The 17,536-nt window shown below is 35.2% G+C and carries 19 protein-coding genes, 1 pseudogene and 1 riboswitch; of the genes and pseudogenes, 15 read left to right on the top strand and 5 right to left on the bottom strand.

What is annotated here, in order from left to right; all coding sequences use genetic code 11:
* The first annotated feature begins 391 nt into the window (after positions 1-391).
* The 6 genes from B5V89_RS13105 (at position 392) to B5V89_RS13080 (ending at position 5,595) form a co-directional block, all read left to right on the top strand.
* Complete coding sequence (locus B5V89_RS13105) at positions 392-1,027, top strand: VC0807 family protein (RefSeq protein ID WP_108072395.1); 636 nt, start codon at positions 392-394, stop codon at positions 1,025-1,027.
* 54 nt (positions 1,028-1,081) lie between these two features.
* Positions 1,082-2,215, top strand: a complete 1,134-nt coding sequence (locus B5V89_RS13100) for a LytTR family transcriptional regulator DNA-binding domain-containing protein (protein WP_108072393.1) — start codon at positions 1,082-1,084, stop codon at positions 2,213-2,215.
* Positions 2,216-2,389: 174 nt separating this feature from the next.
* Positions 2,390-3,235 (top strand): ABC transporter ATP-binding protein, encoded by an 846-nt coding sequence (locus tag B5V89_RS13095; protein ID WP_108072392.1) that lies wholly within the window; start codon positions 2,390-2,392, stop codon positions 3,233-3,235.
* Entirely contained in the window at positions 3,235-3,942 is a 708-nt protein-coding gene (locus tag B5V89_RS13090; RefSeq protein ID WP_108072390.1) for an ABC transporter permease, read from the top strand. Before B5V89_RS13095 ends, B5V89_RS13090 begins: the two co-directional genes overlap by 1 nt.
* Positions 3,943-4,110: 168 nt before the next feature.
* Positions 4,111-4,875, top strand: coding sequence for a MerR family transcriptional regulator (locus B5V89_RS13085; protein ID WP_108072387.1), 765 nt, complete (start codon positions 4,111-4,113; stop codon positions 4,873-4,875).
* Between the two features lie 162 nt (positions 4,876-5,037).
* Positions 5,038-5,595, top strand: coding sequence for a short-chain dehydrogenase (locus tag B5V89_RS13080; protein ID WP_066235390.1), 558 nt, complete (start codon positions 5,038-5,040; stop codon positions 5,593-5,595).
* A 175-nt stretch (positions 5,596-5,770) separates the two neighbouring features.
* Here B5V89_RS13080 and B5V89_RS13075 read toward each other — a convergent pair whose 3' ends face one another.
* A complete protein-coding gene (locus tag B5V89_RS13075) occupies positions 5,771-6,226 on the bottom strand; it encodes an AraC family transcriptional regulator (protein ID WP_108072399.1) in 456 nt (151 codons plus the stop codon).
* Positions 6,227-6,467: 241 nt separating this feature from the next.
* Between B5V89_RS13075 and B5V89_RS13070 the strand changes: the two are divergent.
* The 5 genes and pseudogenes from B5V89_RS13070 to B5V89_RS13045 all read left to right on the top strand — a co-directional run bounded on the left by B5V89_RS13070 (position 6,468) and on the right by B5V89_RS13045 (position 10,270).
* Positions 6,468-6,918: pseudogene (locus tag B5V89_RS13070) on the top strand (DUF2243 domain-containing protein).
* Between the two features lie 25 nt (positions 6,919-6,943).
* A complete protein-coding gene (locus tag B5V89_RS13065) occupies positions 6,944-7,735 on the top strand; it encodes a cytochrome c oxidase assembly protein (RefSeq protein WP_107920554.1) in 792 nt (263 codons plus the stop codon).
* A gap of 669 nt (positions 7,736-8,404) precedes the next feature.
* Positions 8,405-8,737: a hypothetical protein gene (locus B5V89_RS13060; RefSeq protein ID WP_107920553.1), complete on the top strand. Its 333-nt coding sequence runs from the start codon at positions 8,405-8,407 to the stop codon at positions 8,735-8,737.
* A 338-nt stretch (positions 8,738-9,075) separates the two neighbouring features.
* On the top strand, positions 9,076-9,957 hold the full coding sequence (locus tag B5V89_RS13050) for a helix-turn-helix transcriptional regulator (protein WP_108072385.1): 882 nt from the start codon (positions 9,076-9,078) through the stop codon (positions 9,955-9,957).
* Between the two features lie 94 nt (positions 9,958-10,051).
* Positions 10,052-10,270, top strand: a complete 219-nt coding sequence (locus B5V89_RS13045) for a hypothetical protein (RefSeq protein WP_066235381.1) — start codon at positions 10,052-10,054, stop codon at positions 10,268-10,270.
* Between the two features lie 135 nt (positions 10,271-10,405).
* Here the strand turns inward: B5V89_RS13045 and B5V89_RS13040 are convergent, their stop codons facing one another.
* A complete protein-coding gene (locus B5V89_RS13040) occupies positions 10,406-10,657 on the bottom strand; it encodes a LapA family protein (RefSeq protein WP_066235380.1) in 252 nt (83 codons plus the stop codon).
* Between the two features lie 234 nt (positions 10,658-10,891).
* Between B5V89_RS13040 and B5V89_RS13035 the strand changes: the two genes are divergently transcribed.
* Positions 10,892-11,764 (top strand): YitT family protein, encoded by an 873-nt coding sequence (locus B5V89_RS13035; protein WP_108072383.1) that lies wholly within the window; start codon positions 10,892-10,894, stop codon positions 11,762-11,764.
* A gap of 149 nt (positions 11,765-11,913) precedes the next feature.
* Here B5V89_RS13035 and B5V89_RS13030 read toward each other — a convergent pair whose 3' ends face one another.
* Positions 11,914-12,792, bottom strand: coding sequence for a LysR family transcriptional regulator (locus B5V89_RS13030; RefSeq protein WP_108072381.1), 879 nt, complete (start codon positions 12,790-12,792; stop codon positions 11,914-11,916).
* Between the two features lie 182 nt (positions 12,793-12,974).
* Between B5V89_RS13030 and B5V89_RS13025 the strand changes: the two genes are divergently transcribed.
* The 3 genes from B5V89_RS13025 to B5V89_RS13015 all read left to right on the top strand — a co-directional run bounded on the left by B5V89_RS13025 (position 12,975) and on the right by B5V89_RS13015 (position 16,330).
* Complete coding sequence (locus B5V89_RS13025; RefSeq protein WP_425319834.1) at positions 12,975-14,198, top strand: amidohydrolase family protein; 1,224 nt, start codon at positions 12,975-12,977, stop codon at positions 14,196-14,198.
* A gap of 26 nt (positions 14,199-14,224) precedes the next feature.
* Entirely contained in the window at positions 14,225-15,451 is a 1,227-nt protein-coding gene (locus tag B5V89_RS13020) for an amidohydrolase (protein WP_108072377.1), read from the top strand.
* 231 nt (positions 15,452-15,682) lie between these two features.
* Positions 15,683-16,330 (top strand): FMN-dependent NADH-azoreductase, encoded by a 648-nt coding sequence (locus B5V89_RS13015; RefSeq protein WP_108072375.1) that lies wholly within the window; start codon positions 15,683-15,685, stop codon positions 16,328-16,330.
* Positions 16,331-16,537: 207 nt separating this feature from the next.
* Here the strand turns inward: B5V89_RS13015 and crcB (B5V89_RS13010) are convergent, their stop codons facing one another.
* Positions 16,538-16,897: a fluoride efflux transporter CrcB gene (gene crcB, locus B5V89_RS13010; protein WP_425319835.1), complete on the bottom strand. Its 360-nt coding sequence runs from the start codon at positions 16,895-16,897 to the stop codon at positions 16,538-16,540.
* A complete protein-coding gene (gene crcB, locus B5V89_RS13005; RefSeq protein WP_066227994.1) occupies positions 16,897-17,286 on the bottom strand; it encodes a fluoride efflux transporter CrcB in 390 nt (129 codons plus the stop codon). The genes crcB (B5V89_RS13010) and crcB (B5V89_RS13005) overlap by 1 nt, the downstream gene beginning before the upstream one ends.
* A 57-nt stretch (positions 17,287-17,343) precedes the next feature.
* A riboswitch (Fluoride riboswitch) is annotated at positions 17,344-17,403 on the bottom strand.
* Between the last annotated feature and the right edge of the window lie 133 nt (positions 17,404-17,536).

The following is a 17,536-nucleotide window of genomic DNA, read 5'->3' as shown; positions in this document are numbered from 1 at the left end:
CCCATAGCACCCAAAGTTGCCCTGTTATCGGACTGCTTCGGGCTGTACCGAACCCTTAAATGTAGAGGCGGGCATGCTATCGGTCCGCTTCAACTTCATTAGGTCCCATAGCACCCAGAGTTGCCTTGCTATCGGACTGCTTCCGGCTATACCGAACCTATAAACGTAGAGGCGGCTTTGCTATGGGCCCGCTTCAATTTCTTTATTAGAGCCAGTGTCACCTTGGCTAGGGGGAAGAAAACCGTGACCATTGTAACAATATTTGCTTCGCGTTCTCCCTGTAAATAACAATTAAATCCAAATTTAATTATAAAGCGACTTCCAAAAGAGGCTGATAATTGTGTAAAATGTAAAATAAAGATAAAAAATATAGGATCTGGAGAGGTTACCATTGAGTAAACGTATTGTGATCTGGGATATTATTTGTTATTTGATATTTCCAATTGTTATTTGGAATTATGGAAAGAATCATATAGGTGAATATTATGCCATGCTAGTTTCTACATTGCCGGGAATTTTATACAGCATCGTTCGCTTCATTTTACTTAAAAGAGTAAATTTATTTGGAATTTTTATGGTTTTAAATTTATTAATTGGAACACTTGTTGATGTACTTGCGGGGTCAGCAATCCAGATGTTATGGAATGATGTATTTTATTCTTACATATTAGCTCTTATTTTTATTGTTACTATTGTCGTTAATAAACCTTTGTTTCTATTCTTCTCGCTAGATTTAGTAGAAATGCAAGGACACAATCGGACAAAAATGAAAAGTTTGTTCTATCAAAAGAAGATATTATTTATTTATAAATTAATAACTTTCGGTTTTGCTTTTAGAGAAATACTTTTATCTTCATTGAAAATTGCACTTATACTTAAATATGGTGTAAATTCATTTGATAAATCAATAATACTAAGACAAATTTTGAGTTGGGGGACTTTTGGTATTTCTTTTTACGGTTTCTTTTATATATCGAAGTTACTGAACAATCAGACAAATAGTCAAAAAACTTCCGATATATGTTAGAAAAGCAATGTAATTAAAAAGTGGAATTTTTCCGACCTGAGGTTTTTAATCAACATGTGCTTATTGCAAATAAAACAAATTGAAAAAAGTAAAGGAAATACGATTGTATTTCCAAGGATAGATTTAGATATTCATAAAGAAGAGATTGTAGCGATTCAGTGCAATCACGAAGTTGGAAAACAGTTAATCATGATGATAATTGGCGAGACACCCATTTCAAACGGGGAAGTATTGCTGGAAGGCTTGCCTATAAACCACCATTTTAAAAGCCTATCTAACCGTGTAGGGTTATTTTTATTGGATGAAGCGATGTATGAACGACTGACACCGAAGGAGTACCTTGATTTTTATAAAAGGTTATATGATGTGAACGAAGAGATTAATTCACTCCTTCAAAAAGTAGGTTTAGTTGAAAAAGTGAAAACAAAAATTAGTAAACTTACATATTCAGAAAAGAAACGGTTACAGCTTGCTAGGGCAATTTTGCATCTGCCGGGCATGCTCATTATGGAAGAACCTGATCAAAATATTGATATCGAAAGTAAAATCATTATGCAAAGAGTATTAGAAGACTTTAAAGGACAAGGAAAAGCCGTTCTCATTACGACAAACAACTTTGAAAGTGCCATTTCCATGACAAATACGGTTTATCGTCTGAATGAGGAAGGCTTAAAGAAAATTGATGTTGTGGATGAGGAAAAGGGTAATTTGCATCCCGTTTCAATTGAAGACCAGGTGATAGATTCGCCACCGGCAATCGTGAATGAGGAAATAGGAAATTCAACTGCTGAAGAGGCAAATGAGGGTAAAGAACAAGCAGAAGAGGAAGCTACTATCATTCATAGACCATTACGGATTGAAAAAATTCCGGCAAAAGTCGAAGATAAAATGATCCTATTTGATCCCACGGAGATTGTCTTCGTTGAGAGTAATGAAGGAATCTCCCACCTACATGTAAATGGAGAAGTCTTTCCTTGTTCCATTACTTTGAATGACCTATCGGAACGATTACGACCATTTGGCTTTTTTCGCTGTCATCGATCCTATATTGTCAATTTACAAAAAGTACGGGAAGTAATCACTTGGACTAGAAATAGCTATAGTCTCATTCTTGAAGATTCCAAGAAAAGCCCTGTTCCATTATCCAAAGGAAAATTAAATGAGTTAAAAGTGATCCTCGGAATTTGAGAATTTGTTCACATCTAAAAGAGCATTTTTTAGTCAAAAAAATGCTCCACTCACCCTAAAATTGGTGCCATTCAACCGTTTATATACTCCCTTCGCCTTGATATTACTGCGTTTCACTGATTTTGCAACTAAACTTAAATCAAGAAAACGAAAACGTGAAAAGGGGTAATGTAAATGGAAAATGTTATCGAAGTTCGAGAACTTGTTAAATCATTTGAAAACAAGATGGCATTAAAAAATGTAAATTTTCAAGTAAAAAAAGGAGAAACCATTGGTTTTTTAGGACCAAGTGGTTCCGGTAAAACGACAACGATCAAAATTTTAACAGCCCAACTTCATCCAACAGCTGGAGAGGTTATAGTGTTTGGTCAACCTATCCATAAATTAAAAGATCCTACTTATATGAGGAGAATCGGAATCTTAACAGATAATAGTGGCCTTTACGAACGACTTAGTATCTACGATAACCTTGCCTTATATTGTGATTTATATGATGTGGACAAAAGTAGAATCAATGAGGTTCTTGAATCTGTTAATCTAATACAAGATAAGAAGAAACCAGTTCAAAAACTATCAAAAGGGATGAAGCAGCGGGTTACATTGGCAAGAGCCATCCTACATAAACCTGATCTTCTCTTTTTAGATGAACCAACCTCTGCCTTAGATCCAGTCAATACAAAGCATATTCATGCGGGCCTAAAGAAATTGAATCAAGAAGGAACAACCATTTTTTTAACAACCCATGACATGCAAGAAGCAGAAGACCTTTGTGATCGCATTGCGTTCTTGAATAACGGTGAGATCATGCTACTGGACACACCCCGAAATGTAAGAGCACAACAAGAAAATACAACGATTTCGCTTTTATTAAAAGGAAATCGTACAGTTGTAGTTGATAAAGGTGAAGAAGGGGCAAAGGAAATCTATCAATATATGAAAGATGGACAGATTTTAACCATTCATTCCAATGAGCCGACACTTGGAGACATTTTCGTACAATTAACAGGGAGGAACTTATAATGACTTTTTCATTTAAACGAGTAAATGCCATATTTATTAAGGATTGGAAAGACCTGCAAAGAAATTCCTACATCATCTTTACATTGGCAATCCCTTTAGTTTTTGCTGCATGGTTAGGTCGTATGGGTGAAGAAGATGGCATCTTTAGCACCTATCCAATTAATCTTGCTCTTGTCATTGCAGGTGCTTTTATCCAAGCTGCAATGGTTGCAGAGGAAAAAGAGAAAAATACATTAAGAGGATTGTTGCTATCTCCTGCTAGTACAGTTGAGATTTTCGTAGGAAAAAGTGCATTATCTGCTGTCATGACAATTGTTGTGATTATTGGTTCCATCTTTTTATCAGACTTCAAAGTCCCATCACCCCTATTATTCGCAGTAAGTGTATTATTGGGTTTGGTTTTTTATATTGCTACTGGAACCATTCTTGGCTTAATATCAAGAACCGTAATGGAAACAAGTATTATTGGAATGCCTGTATTAGTAGTCTTTGGCATGAGCTCTATGTTTAAATCAATGGTGGAAAATGAAACTTTCTTAAAGATTATCGATTATTTACCAAATGAGCAGCTAAATACCATTTGGGTCGGCTTAAGCAAGGGAGAAGGCTTTAGTGGAATTATTGGAAATATGCTTATACTCCTGGTGTGGGCAGCTATATCAATAGTTACTACAGTAGTTATTTATAGAAAACGTAGGATTGATTGAAAAAAAGGATGAGAGTGTTAAGTCAATTTCCTGTAATTGGTATGTCGTATACACCATATAATTTATCAAACTTTGTTCTAAAGCTTTTGTTTTTTCTAAATTCCATCTTGAACCTCCAGTTACGTAAGGCTTTATAATGAACATATACTTTTTATGGGAGGAATGTTCATGAAAGGGAATAACAAGTATTCGATTGGGGAGTTTTCAGAAAAAACAGGAATATCAATTCGTACCTTACATTACTATGATGAAATAGGTCTTCTACAACCAGAAAAGCATCCAACGTCGGGCCACCGCATTTACGATCATCAAGATATTTTAACCTTACAGAAAATCATCAGTCTAAAGTTCCTAGGGTATAGCTTGGATAAAATCACTAACTTGTTAAAGGAATCGAGTTTTTCTGTTGATTTAAATGAAACGTTAACCCTACATTTACAAGCATTAGAAAAAGATAAAGAACGAATTGAACAATCTATCACTGCAATTAAGAGAGTTATAAAGTTATTGGAGAAGGAAGGGGAAGTAGACAGCGCCATATTATTCAGTCTTATACATGGTATACAAACGGAAAATATACAAAAAGAGTGGATGGAACGGCACATGCTTGCAGATGTAATGGAAGAGTTGTCAAACAAAACAGAAGAAGAAAAAATCACCTTAGATCAAACCTTTATTCAATTAGCTAAAGAAGTAAAACAATTGTATGGTAAACCTGTAGAGGACCTAAAAGTACAAGAAATGATTAAAACGTATATAGAAGCTTCTTTTAAGTTTCTTGGTGATGATTTGATGGAAAGACTAGCGGAAACCAATGTGGAAGAACTGGATGTACAAGAACTCGAAAATATGACATCTCCATTTACAGAAGATGAACAAGATTGGCTAAATCAAGCAATGGAATATTATATGAAACAAACGGAATCAGAATAGAAATAAGATTTTCTCGACCTCTTAATAATATTGGGGTTAGTATATGATTATGATCTATTAATTTTAAGCTACAATTAAAGGAAAAGTAACAAAGTAGGTTCCTTACGTTTTGTTGCTTTTTGTATTGAAAAATAGACAATATTATAAAAGAGGTGTAAATGAATGAAACATGCATTAGTTGTTGGAGGCACAGGAATGTTATCCAACACATCTCTTTGGCTAATGAGTAAAGGCTATCAAGTATCGGTAATTGGACGTAATGTAAATCGAATGGAAGGCTTGATAAGTAGATCAATAGATAGATCACTTATAATACCGATTTTAGTTGATTATAGTGATGTAGCGCTTTTGAAAAGGAACTTAAGACAGGCCATTGAACGGAATGGTCCTATTGAGTTAGTTATTGCATGGATACATTCGTATGCGGAGAATGCTTTAGAAATAATATCAAAGGAAGTTTCACATTGGAACGAAGGGACATGGAGTCTGTTTCATGTATTAGGAAGTAGTAGGAATCTTAGTGAAATTAAAAGTGAAATAAATGTATTTGATTCCTGTCGATACCACCAAGTACAGGTTGGTTTCGTCATTGAAAACGGTCATTCAAGATGGCTAACAAATGAGGAAATTTCCCAGGGTGTTATTGATTCTGTTCAGAATGATAAATTGACAAATATCATTGGCACTCTTGAACCTTGGGAAAAGCGCCCTTTAGCTTAGGTCTATTGTAAAATTCTATTTAATAATAGGGAATGTAAATCTTGTATCAAACATTATTTAAAATGAAAGGAAAGCAACAAAGTTTTAACTGCTTTGTTGCTTTCCCTATTAGGCGTCAGGAATCAATCTAAAAAAATGTAATTCAATTATTTTTTTAGGGAACACCCCAAATCATTTACAACGGTTTTAAAGGTACACATATATCACAATAATCGTTGTAAATCATATTACCGATGTATCTTTCGAAAATCGGTTTGTTGTCAATTTGATATCCACTTCTGTGAATGGCAGGGAAAATTTCAGTCCATGCTTTTTGAATGTCCTCGGCTGTATGCTTTACTTTGTAAATAAGATATTTTCCACCCGCAAATTCACTTTCGCAAACTGCATCATCAATTTGCTCATCTTTTGAAATGACAATACAAGCATCATATCGACAATTTTCGAGTGGTGTCGTTTCCGGATTATCTTGTGGAATTCCGAACAGTATAGTCGATTCAGTAAGCAAATTTTTCTCTGTTGCCCATTTTTTTAACTTATCCATGGCTTGAACGTTTGCGGGACCATACGGACCTACTTGTCGCACATATGCAATGCGATACTTTGGAAGATTTTCGACTTTCATATTCATCATTTCTACTTCCCTTCTAGAAAATGTTTGATACATTTCGAATGCTATCATGATAAAAAAAAATAATCACCAAGTATTTTTAAAATTCAAAAAATAATTTGTGTAAATGGGTTGAATAATCATTTGAAAGCGTTTAAACCTTATAAAGGTTCATGTTTTAAAATCAGTTAACACGGTAAAAATGATAAGTATTATCGAATGCTATTTTAAGTTAAGAGAGCATATGACAAAGGAGATACTTATGGCTAAAAAGAACGTTTCTATTAACTATTCGGCTCGTAACCTATGGGCGGGATTTCTATTCGGTCTTGGCATTGCCGCCTTTTTTGATGAAACCGTCTTTCATCAATTACTTCGTTGGCACCATTTCTATGATAAATCTACGACAAATATTGGTCTTATATCTGACGGGCTATTTCATGCTTTTAGTTGGTTTGCAACGATTGGGGGCTTATTTCTATTTGCCGATCTTCGAAGACGGAACACATATAATTGGAAAAGATGGGGGGGGTGGGGTTTTTCTCGGTGTAGGTGGATTTCAGCTATACGATGGTATAATTCAGCACAAGCTCATGCGAATTCACCAAATTCGCTACGTTGATAATCTGCCTGTTTATGACTTAATTTGGAATATCGTTGCTATTATTATAATAATAGTCGGTATCTTTCTCATTGTCCGGTCAAAGAAGTAAAATCAGCTAAGAAAGGGTATTTTGAATGCACAACATTAATTATCATGGTGATGAGTTCGTGCCCGAGGTTCTTTTGGCATTACCGTTTATAGTAGTATTTATTTTATATATCTTCGCAGTAGTGGTCTCTAATCGACGTCATAAAAAATGGTCTTTATACCGTACAACCTCTTGGATTTTTGGAGTAATTTGCGTCTTGATTGCCGTTATTGGCCCCCTAGCAGACCGTTCCCACGTGGATTTCTCCGCCCATATGCTTGGTCATTTGCTTCTTGGAATGCTTGCTCCACTGTTTATGGTTTTAGCTGCACCTATGACTCTTATTTTGAGAACACTCAACGTCAGAACTGCCCGTAAGTTATCACGATTACTAAGAAGTCGATTGGTTAGTGTCTTTAACAATCCCATTATCACGTCTGTGCTCAATATTGGTGGATTATGGTTACTTTATACAACTAACTTATATAACCTGATGCATGAGAACATTTTTGTCCATGTGTTCGTACATCTTCACGTTTTTATAGCCGGATACCTTTTTACAGCATCCCTGATTTACATCGACCCAACACCCCATCGGGTTCGCTTCGTTTACAGGGCAATTGTATTCATACTAGCCCTTGCAGGTCACGGCATATTGTCTAAGTATATCTATGCCCATCCTCCAAACGGTGTACCTCAAAATCAAGCGGAAGCAGGCGGTATGCTTATGTATTATGGAGGCGATGTCATTGACGCAATAATAATCTTTATCTTTTGCTTTCATTGGTATCGTGCTATTCGTCCAAAAGCATCATTTTCAAGAATTACAGGGATTTGAAGGATTTAATATTATTTGAGAAATTGCTTTAAACATTATCGAAGGAAATCCGTAAATGGGGTGATTAAAATAATGAGGAGAATAATCACCATTGCAGTTACATTTCTTTTTATACTTCATTGGTTTATACCATCATTACCTTGGTAGCAGTAATAATTCATTACATAAGTTAATTTTAGAATTATCTGTTGCACGTATAATAATTGTAAAAATAAACGGAATCAAAGGGAGGATGACATCATAGATAGACTTTATAAAAATTCATCAAAAATAGTAATTGATCTTCCAATCTACCATTCCGGTTATCGATTTTTGTCGAAGGTTGATGCTTGACAATGACTATTAATCCGTGGAAAAATTTATTTAAGAATATTTTCCTTGCATCTATTTTATCCTCATTGAATCAACTTCAAAAGTATGGCAATCTAAGAAATTAGTAAACCCTACCTCTTTTTCGTCTTCAAGACATTCTTCATTAAAATCCTTTGCATTCTGAGTTAATCACCACAGGAGTCCTACTATGTTTTACAATCATTACCCAATATGGGAGTTGATAAGCTAGTAAACAATTAATTATCTCGTTAAGTTGTATAAACTTTTTTGTTCAACCGCTTATTGCTTATAGGATTGGTAGATATAATTATTTCAAGTTTAAAGGAGGAGCTATTAATGGGGCACGATATTAGCGGATACAATAAATCAGGAGAAGAAATTTGTTATATTCGTTTTGGTAAGTTGAATCCAACAGCCACCGTATTTTACAATCTTTTTGATGCTAGAGACTTTCATGCAGGTGTAAGTGGAACAGGGGCAAGTGAAACTTACACATTGGCACATGTTGAAAAGACGTTGGCAAACTACAAGGAATTCTATGGTAATGATTTCGTGGAGTTAAAGGATGATGACTTTTTAATAAGGGAACGTAAAGAAATACTCAAATTTATAAATAATTGCTTAGAAACCGCTAAAAAAGAGGGAAGTGTTAAAGTATTCTTTGGTTAATTAAGTCTAAATCCTATGAGAAATAATATAGGAGTCTGCAGGGTGTGATGATGTTAGTATAGTTTCAATATATTTAAGACTTAACTTGCTTATCTCTCTCCTAAACATTAGAATTCCAATTCCTACTACTAAATCGAGGGAAATAAATATTCCAACAATAATACAAAACACAATGTTCAATATAACACTCCCTAAATAAATCTCCATTTTTCAAATTACAATCCATTTTGTTTGGTGAAAACTGAATTTTATTTTAAATTACTGTAAAAAAGCAATATATGTCAAAAAGACTCTTCCCTTTTTTGCTATCTTTTTTACAAGGAGGTTCAAAGAAAAGAATGAGTTATAATCCAATCATACAAAAAACGATTGAGCATATAGAGAAAAACTTACACGAAGCACTTTCGTTAGAAAGCATTGCTCAATTTGCTGGATTTTCTAAGTATCACTTTCATCGTATTTTTCAAAAGGAGATTGGTGTAACAGCATCTGAATATATTCGGTACCGTAGAATTGCTAATTCTGCAAATATGCTGCTTTATTCGGGAGAAAAAATAATAGATATCGCGGTCTATTATCGCTTTGAGTCACAAGAATCATTTACTCGTTCCTTTAAGAAGTATTATCAATTACCACCAGGAAAATATAGAAAATTTATGAGTAAATTAACCTTACAAAGGGAGGAAGTTGTTTTGAAAAATGAACAGTTAGTAAAAGGATGGCAATTAAGCGGGAGTCACCCATTTAATTACGAGATGGGAATTGATCATGAAATCTTTCATAAAGGGAACGCATCTGGATTTTTAAAATCAGTTTCTGTACAATCCCAAGGGGAGTTTGCAACGATGATGCAACAATTTAAGGCAGAGAAACATCTTGGTAAAAGAGTAAAGTTATCCGGGTTTATAAAATCTAAAGATGTTGATGGGTTCTGTGGTTTTTGGATGCGTATAGATGATGCTCTTGGGGATGTGTTGCAATTCGATAATATGGGTAACCGTCCAATAGTAGGAGATACTGAATGGAATCATTATCACATTGTTTTAGATGTACCTGAAAATAGTACAGTGATTGCTTTTGGTGTTTTGCTTTCTGGAAACGGACATGTATGGATTGATGAACTTAAATTTGAAGAAGTTGATAAAGGTACACCAACAACTAATATCGATTTTACTGGTGACCTCTTAGATGAGCCTACTAATTTGTCTTTTGCGGAGTAGGGATAGATAATTGCGAAATTTTTTAAAGTTATTTAGTGATAATTCTGACAGACTAGTGGCGTTTATGGTATGTTAAAAAAAAGGAGTGATAATGATGGAGGGATTTGTATTTAATTTTAAAAATAAACGAGTTCGAGTGTGGTTCTTAACGGTTTTACCGGCTATTATTCTTGCAATACTTTTGTATACTTTATTACCAATAAAATACAATGTTATCCCAATGCTGTTTCTTATAGCTGCAGTAATGATTTATTATAGTTGGGTTTTTATCGATAAAAAGAAACAGAGGAAAGATGATACTTTTCTCAACTAACTGGTGAACTTAATACATTTAAAAGAAAACGTCATTTTGAACTCTTTTTTCATAATGACGTTTTTAATGTTGTTAAAATAATGCATTAACATCCAGAATAACGAACTTTCACTGATGCAGTACTATCGTATATCTTTACGAATTATCATCCACATTATTATTTTCTGCCCTTTTTAATGCCTTTTGAAGCTGATAAATTTTCATCATACCAATTAATCCAGCTAATAGTGCTCCCAATAGAACCGATCCAATAATAACAAGAATTAATGGCCAATCGGCTTTTCCAAATAAATAATTAACTGTTACAGGTTCAACATTGATTACCGAAAAAATTGCAATAACTAAGACGACAATTAATGCTAATAGTAAGTTCCATTGCTTTTTCATAAGCCACCTCATTACTATTTTTTTTAATACTATCAGAATATATTCTAAAATCATAGCTTTTAGGACATACTCTTATCCATTGTAAAAAAGCATGCCTTTTGAATTTCCCCTCTTTGCAAAGAACATATTTTCCATCAGAATATTCGACTTTCGTAGAGAATAAAGCATGGGAAAAATACTTAGAATACATATATGGTAAAATTAAAAGATAAATTGATTGAATAGAGGTTCGGTATGAGCAATGTGAAAAAGTACAAATCAAAAAGGTTAAAGACAATTTTACGTGGATTGATCATTATAATTGGGGGATTTATAGCGGCATATGGTCTAGAAACTGTCTTAATCCCTAATAATGTATCTGATGGGGGAGTAACGGGACTTAGTATCGTTGCATCAAAACTATTTGGATTACCATTAGGCGTTTTAATTGCGATTATTAATATCCCTTTTATTTGGTTAGGTTATCAACAAATTGGTAAAAGCTTTGCAGTTTTTTCGGTTATAGGAATAATTTCATTATCTATTGGTACAAGCCTTATGCATCATATCCCAGCGATTATTGAAGGGGATACCTTGTTAGTTACTGTAGTTGGTGGTATTATCCTCGGTTTGGGGATGGGGCTTGCTTTGCGTAATGGCGGTGCATTAGATGGAATTGATATGCTAGCTGTACTACTTTCCCGGAAATTACCGTTTGGAACAAGTGATTTAATTCTTTTCTTAAACTTGTTTGTATTTATTTTTGTTACAACTATATTCGGTCTTCAAGGGGCCATCCTATCGGCAATTGCTTACTATATTGCCTCTAAAGTGATTCATATCGTTGAGGTAGGTTTAAGCGGCTCTAAAACCTTTAAAATTATCACCACTCAACCTGAATTAATGGTAGAGACCATACGTGATCGCTTAGGCAGAAGCGCAACGTATAATGAAGTTTACGGTGGTTATACAAGAGAAAAATTTAAAGAAATCACTTGTGTCATTAACCGTTTAGAAGAAAGCAAAATAAAAGAAATCATTCATGAAATTGACGAAACCGCTTTTGTTACAGTATATGACGTTGCAGAAGTTAAGGGTGGTAATTTCAGAAAGAATAATATTCATTAGATAAAACCGGGAAGAAATTCGCAAGCTTTATCCTAATCATATTAATGAATACGGGAGCGGATCCTACAAGATTTCGGTCCCTATTCTTTTATCCTAGATCAATTCCATATTCAATAAGGTTTTAATAAATAATAGAATTATTTTATTAGTTATATTCTCCTTTCCCTCATTAATTCTACAAAATTCTCAGCTGATTTAGATAGACAATGATCCTTTAACCATATTAATCCGACTGGGGAGGATATCATATTATTGGAAATTTTATGAGCATGTATTGGGTATCCTTTATGCTGTTTAAGGACGGTTTCAGGAACAATAGATGCTCCAAAGTCAGCTGAGACCAAATCCAGTAACAGAAGAATATCAGAGCACTCACAAATGATGTTAGGATTTAACTGGAATTGGGAAAATGCCTCTAAAATTAAATAATACACACCCAGTCCCTCAGTGCTCGGTAGTAGGAGTGGAGTATTTTGAATTTCGGCAAGTGTGATCTCGGAAGCGAGTGGTTCTCGAGTTTTTGATGTAATAAAATAAAATGGTTCTGTATAAAGGTGTAGAACTGAAAAATCGTCTAATTCTAATGGCAAACGAATAATTGCCAGTTCAACGTTTCTCTTTCTTACTAATTGACAAAGATGTGAAGATTCATTTTGTTGTATTTTGTAAGTAACCCTTGGATAGCTTTTTTTAAATTGTTGTAGGATTTCAGATAACTTGGACACTGAAAATGTATTAACTCCTAATGATAGTGTACCACTTAAACCTTTTCCAATTTCTTTTACTTCCAGTTTAGCCTCTTCCATTAGCTTGTTCATTTGTAATGCATATTTATATAAAGTTTTTCCCGTTTCTGTTACTTCAAAATATTTTCCGCTTCTTTCCACTAATTTCGAGCCAAGTTCTTCTTCCATTGCTTTCAAATGTTGACTTAATGGAGGCTGAGAGATATGGAGCCTTTCAGCGGCAGCAGAAATTTTCCCTTCCTCTACAATGGCTATAAAATACCGTAGCTGTCTAATGTCCAAATTAAAACACCCCTTTAGTATATGAAAAACTTAAGTAAAACTAATTTTTTTTATATTTTCCATATAGTTAATCCCATGCTAGCATATTTATATAGATGGGAAAAGGAGCTTTGATGATGAATCGTTTCTATCAATTTAAGGGCTAAAGGGTCAAAGCCTTTTTTATGGGAGGGCAAAAGAAAGTGACAAATTCACCATTCTGGTTAACGAATGTCAGTCTAGAAACAGGTTACCATTATGAAAATGGAGCAGTTATAGGAACAAAAACAGAACGTTTCCATGTAAAGATTGAAGATGGAAAAATAAATGAAATGGTTGTAGCGGACAAACCGTTAGAAACCACTTTACCGAAACAGAATGCGAATAATTACTTAATGCTTCCATCATTTAGAGATATGCATATTCATATTGATAAAACATACTATGGAGGTCCTTGGAAAGCGCCAACAATTCCAACAAAAGGGCTAATTACAAGATTAGAAGAAGAGGAAGTGTTGCTCCCAAGCTTATTGCCTGTTGCCGAAGAGAGGGCTAAGAAGCTATTAGACTTGATGTTGAGTGCGGGCACTACCCATATTCGTACACATTGCAATGTCGATCCCTTTATTGGATTGAAAAATTTAGAAGCAGTTTTAAGAGCAGTGGAAGCTTATAAAGATAAAGCTTCTGTCGAAATTGTTGCATTCCCACAGCACGGTTTATTGCGCAGCAATTCGATTTCATTGGTTAGGGAAGCATTGCGCAACGGAGCTTCCTTAGTAGGTGGTGTCGACCCGGCAACAGTGGATGGAAATATTGAAAAATCATTACATACAGTAATGGAGCTAGCTGTAGAGGAAAATGCAAATATTGACCTTCATATACATGACCCAGGAAATCTTGGAATATTTACGTTTAAGCGATTGGCTGCATTAACGGAGGAAGCCGGCTGGCAAGGAAAAGTCACGATAAGTCATGCTCTGGCATTTGCTGATATTTCCCCTAAAGAAGCGAGTGAAGTTGCTGAGTTACTGGCTCATCAAGGAATTTCGATTGCATCATCTGTTCCTATTGGAAGAACGATTCCAATTCCTCTTTTACATGAAAAAGGTGTAGAAATATCTTTAGGTGATGATAGCATTACAGATCACTGGTCTCCATTTGGTAAAGGAGATAGCTTAGAAAAAGCAGGGACGCTAGCAGAACGTTTCGGTTTAAGTAATGAACGTTCATTAGGACAAACCTTAGGATTTATTACCGGTGGCCTCACTCCTTTAAATAAACATGGTGTACGTGCATGGCCGAATATTGGTGATGATGCCGATCTTGTTCTTGTTGATGCAAGTTGCTCTGCTGAAGCTATTGCAAGAAGAGCAGGAAGAAAAGCGGTTCTATTTAAAGGAAATGTTGTTTCTGGAGCACTTTAATAAATGAAAAGGAAGGGATTGATAGGATGAGTACTAATTTTTGGTTAACCAATGCCCGATTAGAGACTGGATATGAAGTTGCTAATGATGTCATAACAGGAACAAAGACTGAATGCTTCCATTTATTAATTAAGGATGGGAAGATTGCAAAGATTATTTCCTCTGAAAAAGTCATTGCAGATGATTTACCAAAAAAAGATGCGAAGCAGCGATTGGTTCTTCCATCTTTTATTGAAAAACATTGTCACTTAGATAAAACATTGCTTGGTGACAGGTGGCGGGCGGTAACACCTGCTAAAAGTATTTTTGATCGATTTGAAATAGAAAAAACTATTCTACCGACTTTAGAGACGACTACGCAAGAACGTGCGGAAAAGTTACTTGATATTTATTTGAAGTCAGGGGTTACTCACGTACGTACACATGTAGACCTATACCCTGAGGTTGGTTTAAAGAATTTAGAAGAAATTCAGAAAGCATTACAAACATTTGAAGGAAAACTATCCTATGAAATAGTTGCATTCCCGCAACATGGCTTATTGCGTTCGAAGGCGAAAAATTTAGTAAGAGAAGCTTTGAACAAAGGGGTGAGCCTAGTTGGTGGTGTCGACCCTGCCACAGTAGATGGAGATCTTGAAGCCTCTTTACAAGAAATGGTTACACTCGCTGTAGAAGGAAATGCAGGAATCGATTTGCACTTGCACGATGCGGACCATCTAGGAATCTTCACAATGAAGCGACTAGCTCAGTTAACAAAAGAAGCAGGCTTACAGGGGAAAGTTGCTATTAGTCACGCATTTGGTCTTGGTGATGTATCTGAATCCCAAGCAGTAGCAACGGCAGAAGTATTGGCAGATGCAGGAATCACTATTATAACGAGTGTTCCTCTTGGCAGAAAGTTTCCGCCTGTTGGATTATTGAACAGAAAAGGTGTATCGGTTGCTGTAGGATGTGATAATATTTTTGATGTTTGGTCACCATTTGGAAATGGCGATATTTTAGAGCGGGCGGGTCGTTTGGCTGAAATTTCTGGATGGGGAAGTGAACAATCATTAGCACAAACGCTTCAATTTATTACTGGTGGCAAAACACCGCTTGATTCTAAAGGAAACCAAGTGTGGCCGCAAGTGGGAGACGAAGCAAGTATCGTTGTAGTTGAGGCATCTTGTTCAGCCGAAGCCATTGCCAGAAGATCGAAACGAGTAGCTACGATGTTCAAAGGAGATATCGTCTCGGGTTCACTATGTAAATAATTTTGGCTTAACTCAAAACTTCGTGTATTATTCTTAAATCATAATTGAATTTAACTGTTCATGGACGAAATATCGTATTTCCATATGTAGGCTTGGTGACAAAGTACAGTGAGCAGGATATCAGACAGTCTCTTACTATTGTGATATATTTATTCGGTAAGGTATAGGATAAGAAATCACTTATAGACAATACAATTATTGTTTAAATATAGCAATCGGAGGAATATCTAAATGAATGTATTAGTAGTAAAAGCAAACAATCGTCCAGCTGAACAGGGGGTTTCCAGTAGAATGTATGAAACCTTTATGGAGACAATAAAACATGCGGAAAATCTTAACGTTTCTGTTTATGACGTATTTGCAGAAGACACACCTTATTTTGGACAAGAAATCTTTAATGCATTTGGGAAAGTGAACAATGGTGAAAAATTAACAGAAATGGAACAACGTCTCTTAAATGCTAAGCAAAAAGCAATGGACGCTTTAACTGCTGCTGATGTAGTAGTATTTGCTTTCCCTTTATGGAATTTAACGATACCAGCAAAATTACAAACATTTATTGACTATGTTTATGCTGCTGGTTTTGCTTTTAAATATGATGCACAAGGAAATATGATTCAATTAATGACAGATAAAAAAGCAATTTTCTTAAATGCACGCGGTGGTTTTTATTCAACACCCGAAACGGAAAAAATGGATATGTCCGTTAATTATATGCGTAACGTATTTGGTGGTATATTTGGTATGGACATCATCGATGAAGTTATCATTGAGGGTCATAATGCAATGCCTGATAAAGCAGATGAAATCATCGAAGAAGGATTACGTCAAGTGACTGAAGTCGCTACTAAACTAGTGAATAAAGTAGTTTTAGTGTAAATAATCAACTCCTGACTACATAAAATACTAATTTGTAGTCAGGTTTTTTTGTGTCTAAAATGTCAGCTCTCTGTAGATCAAGACGAAACGCTACTTTTCCTCATCAACGAATTTGTGTGCTTTTATTGGAGGGAATTTTCGGCAAATATAAAAGAATTGTCAAGTAGTTTGTTTATAAGAAAAGGAATTTTTGTATTGAAAAATCTCTTAAAAAATGCCACCTATCTTTAGCCCAATAAATGCAAGAAGTATTCCAACCGTGTAACTAATACTTAAATATAAAACCATCACATTCCAATTTTTCTTTTCATAAAGTTGGACATTTTCTAATTTAAAGGTAGAAAAAGTGGTAAACGCCCCCGTGAATCCCGTCCCTAATAGTAATTGCCAGGACTTTTCTAAATTTGCTCCGATAATTAGACCGAGGAGAAACGAACCGATTAGATTCACAAAAAGGGTAGCTATTGGAAAAGTAGATGGGTATTTGCTCTTTATCCAGTTACTCATTCCGAAGCGGAAAATTGCGCCAAAAAATCCCCCGATTGCTACTAATGTAATATGTGCAATCATTTAGAGATCACCTCGTTTTTGGAAGTTCCTAAATTAAAACCACACCAGGAGAATAATAGCCCACCCCAAAGACTTAAGAGTACATAACCGATTGCAATAGCCCATTTCGCGTTCATTACTAGTTGAACGGTTTCCACACTAAAGGTAGAAAAAGTCGTAAAGGAGCCAATCAATCCGGTTCCTATTGCAGTAATCATATAAGGATGGAGAAATTTAAGCCGTGGTACAAAAGTTGTTATCCATCCCAAAATAAAACTTCCCGCCATATTAGTTAAAAAGGTTGCTAACGGAAAGTCGTATAGCCACCAATGGTTAAAGTAAATTCCGATTAAATAACGCAAAGATGCCCCAAGTATCCCGGCAATGCCAACGAATAAATACTGCACGAATGTTCACCTCTAGTATATAGTTCCCAAACATAAAAAGACTCCTACCAGATATTTTTTCCGGTAGGAGTCATTAGCCTAGTAGCACATCTGGCGAACTCCATCGCCCTTTACATTTATAGCGCTATTTTAGCATATAATCATAAATTTACCAATGGAATATTTATTATGGGGGCCGCTTTTCCCTTTGCCGGTCCGATAGAAGTACGCCCGGCACAGCAATGGGACTGCTTCTCCTTTAACCGGTTCC

This window comes from Heyndrickxia sporothermodurans (assembly GCF_003055045.1).
Classification (GTDB): Bacteria; Bacillota; Bacilli; order Bacillales; family Bacillaceae_C; genus Heyndrickxia; species Heyndrickxia sporothermodurans.
This window is presented reverse-complemented; position numbering and strand designations above follow the sequence as displayed.

What these genes read in the sequence shown, in the direction of transcription:
- B5V89_RS13095 (WP_108072392.1), top strand. Translation starts at nt 2,390, where the DNA reads ATGGAAAATGTTATCGAAGTTCGAGAACTTGTTAAATCATTTGAAAAC.
- B5V89_RS13085 (WP_108072387.1), top strand. Translation starts at nt 4,111, where the DNA reads ATGAAAGGGAATAACAAGTATTCGATTGGGGAGTTTTCAGAAAAAACA.
- B5V89_RS13020 (WP_108072377.1), top strand. Translation starts at nt 14,225, where the DNA reads ATGAGTACTAATTTTTGGTTAACCAATGCCCGATTAGAGACTGGATAT.
- B5V89_RS13100 (WP_108072393.1), top strand. Translation starts at nt 1,082, where the DNA reads ATGTGCTTATTGCAAATAAAACAAATTGAAAAAAGTAAAGGAAATACG.
- B5V89_RS13065 (WP_107920554.1), top strand. Translation starts at nt 6,944, where the DNA reads ATGCACAACATTAATTATCATGGTGATGAGTTCGTGCCCGAGGTTCTT.
- B5V89_RS13040 (WP_066235380.1), bottom strand. Translation starts at nt 10,657, where the DNA reads ATGAAAAAGCAATGGAACTTACTATTAGCATTAATTGTCGTCTTAGTT.
- B5V89_RS13075 (WP_108072399.1), bottom strand. Translation starts at nt 6,226, where the DNA reads ATGAATATGAAAGTCGAAAATCTTCCAAAGTATCGCATTGCATATGTG.
- B5V89_RS13035 (WP_108072383.1), top strand. Translation starts at nt 10,892, where the DNA reads ATGAGCAATGTGAAAAAGTACAAATCAAAAAGGTTAAAGACAATTTTA.
- B5V89_RS13080 (WP_066235390.1), top strand. Translation starts at nt 5,038, where the DNA reads ATGAAACATGCATTAGTTGTTGGAGGCACAGGAATGTTATCCAACACA.
- B5V89_RS13060 (WP_107920553.1), top strand. Translation starts at nt 8,405, where the DNA reads ATGGGGCACGATATTAGCGGATACAATAAATCAGGAGAAGAAATTTGT.
- B5V89_RS13090 (WP_108072390.1), top strand. Translation starts at nt 3,235, where the DNA reads ATGACTTTTTCATTTAAACGAGTAAATGCCATATTTATTAAGGATTGG.
- B5V89_RS13045 (WP_066235381.1), top strand. Translation starts at nt 10,052, where the DNA reads ATGGAGGGATTTGTATTTAATTTTAAAAATAAACGAGTTCGAGTGTGG.
- B5V89_RS13050 (WP_108072385.1), top strand. Translation starts at nt 9,076, where the DNA reads ATGAGTTATAATCCAATCATACAAAAAACGATTGAGCATATAGAGAAA.
- B5V89_RS13015 (WP_108072375.1), top strand. Translation starts at nt 15,683, where the DNA reads ATGAATGTATTAGTAGTAAAAGCAAACAATCGTCCAGCTGAACAGGGG.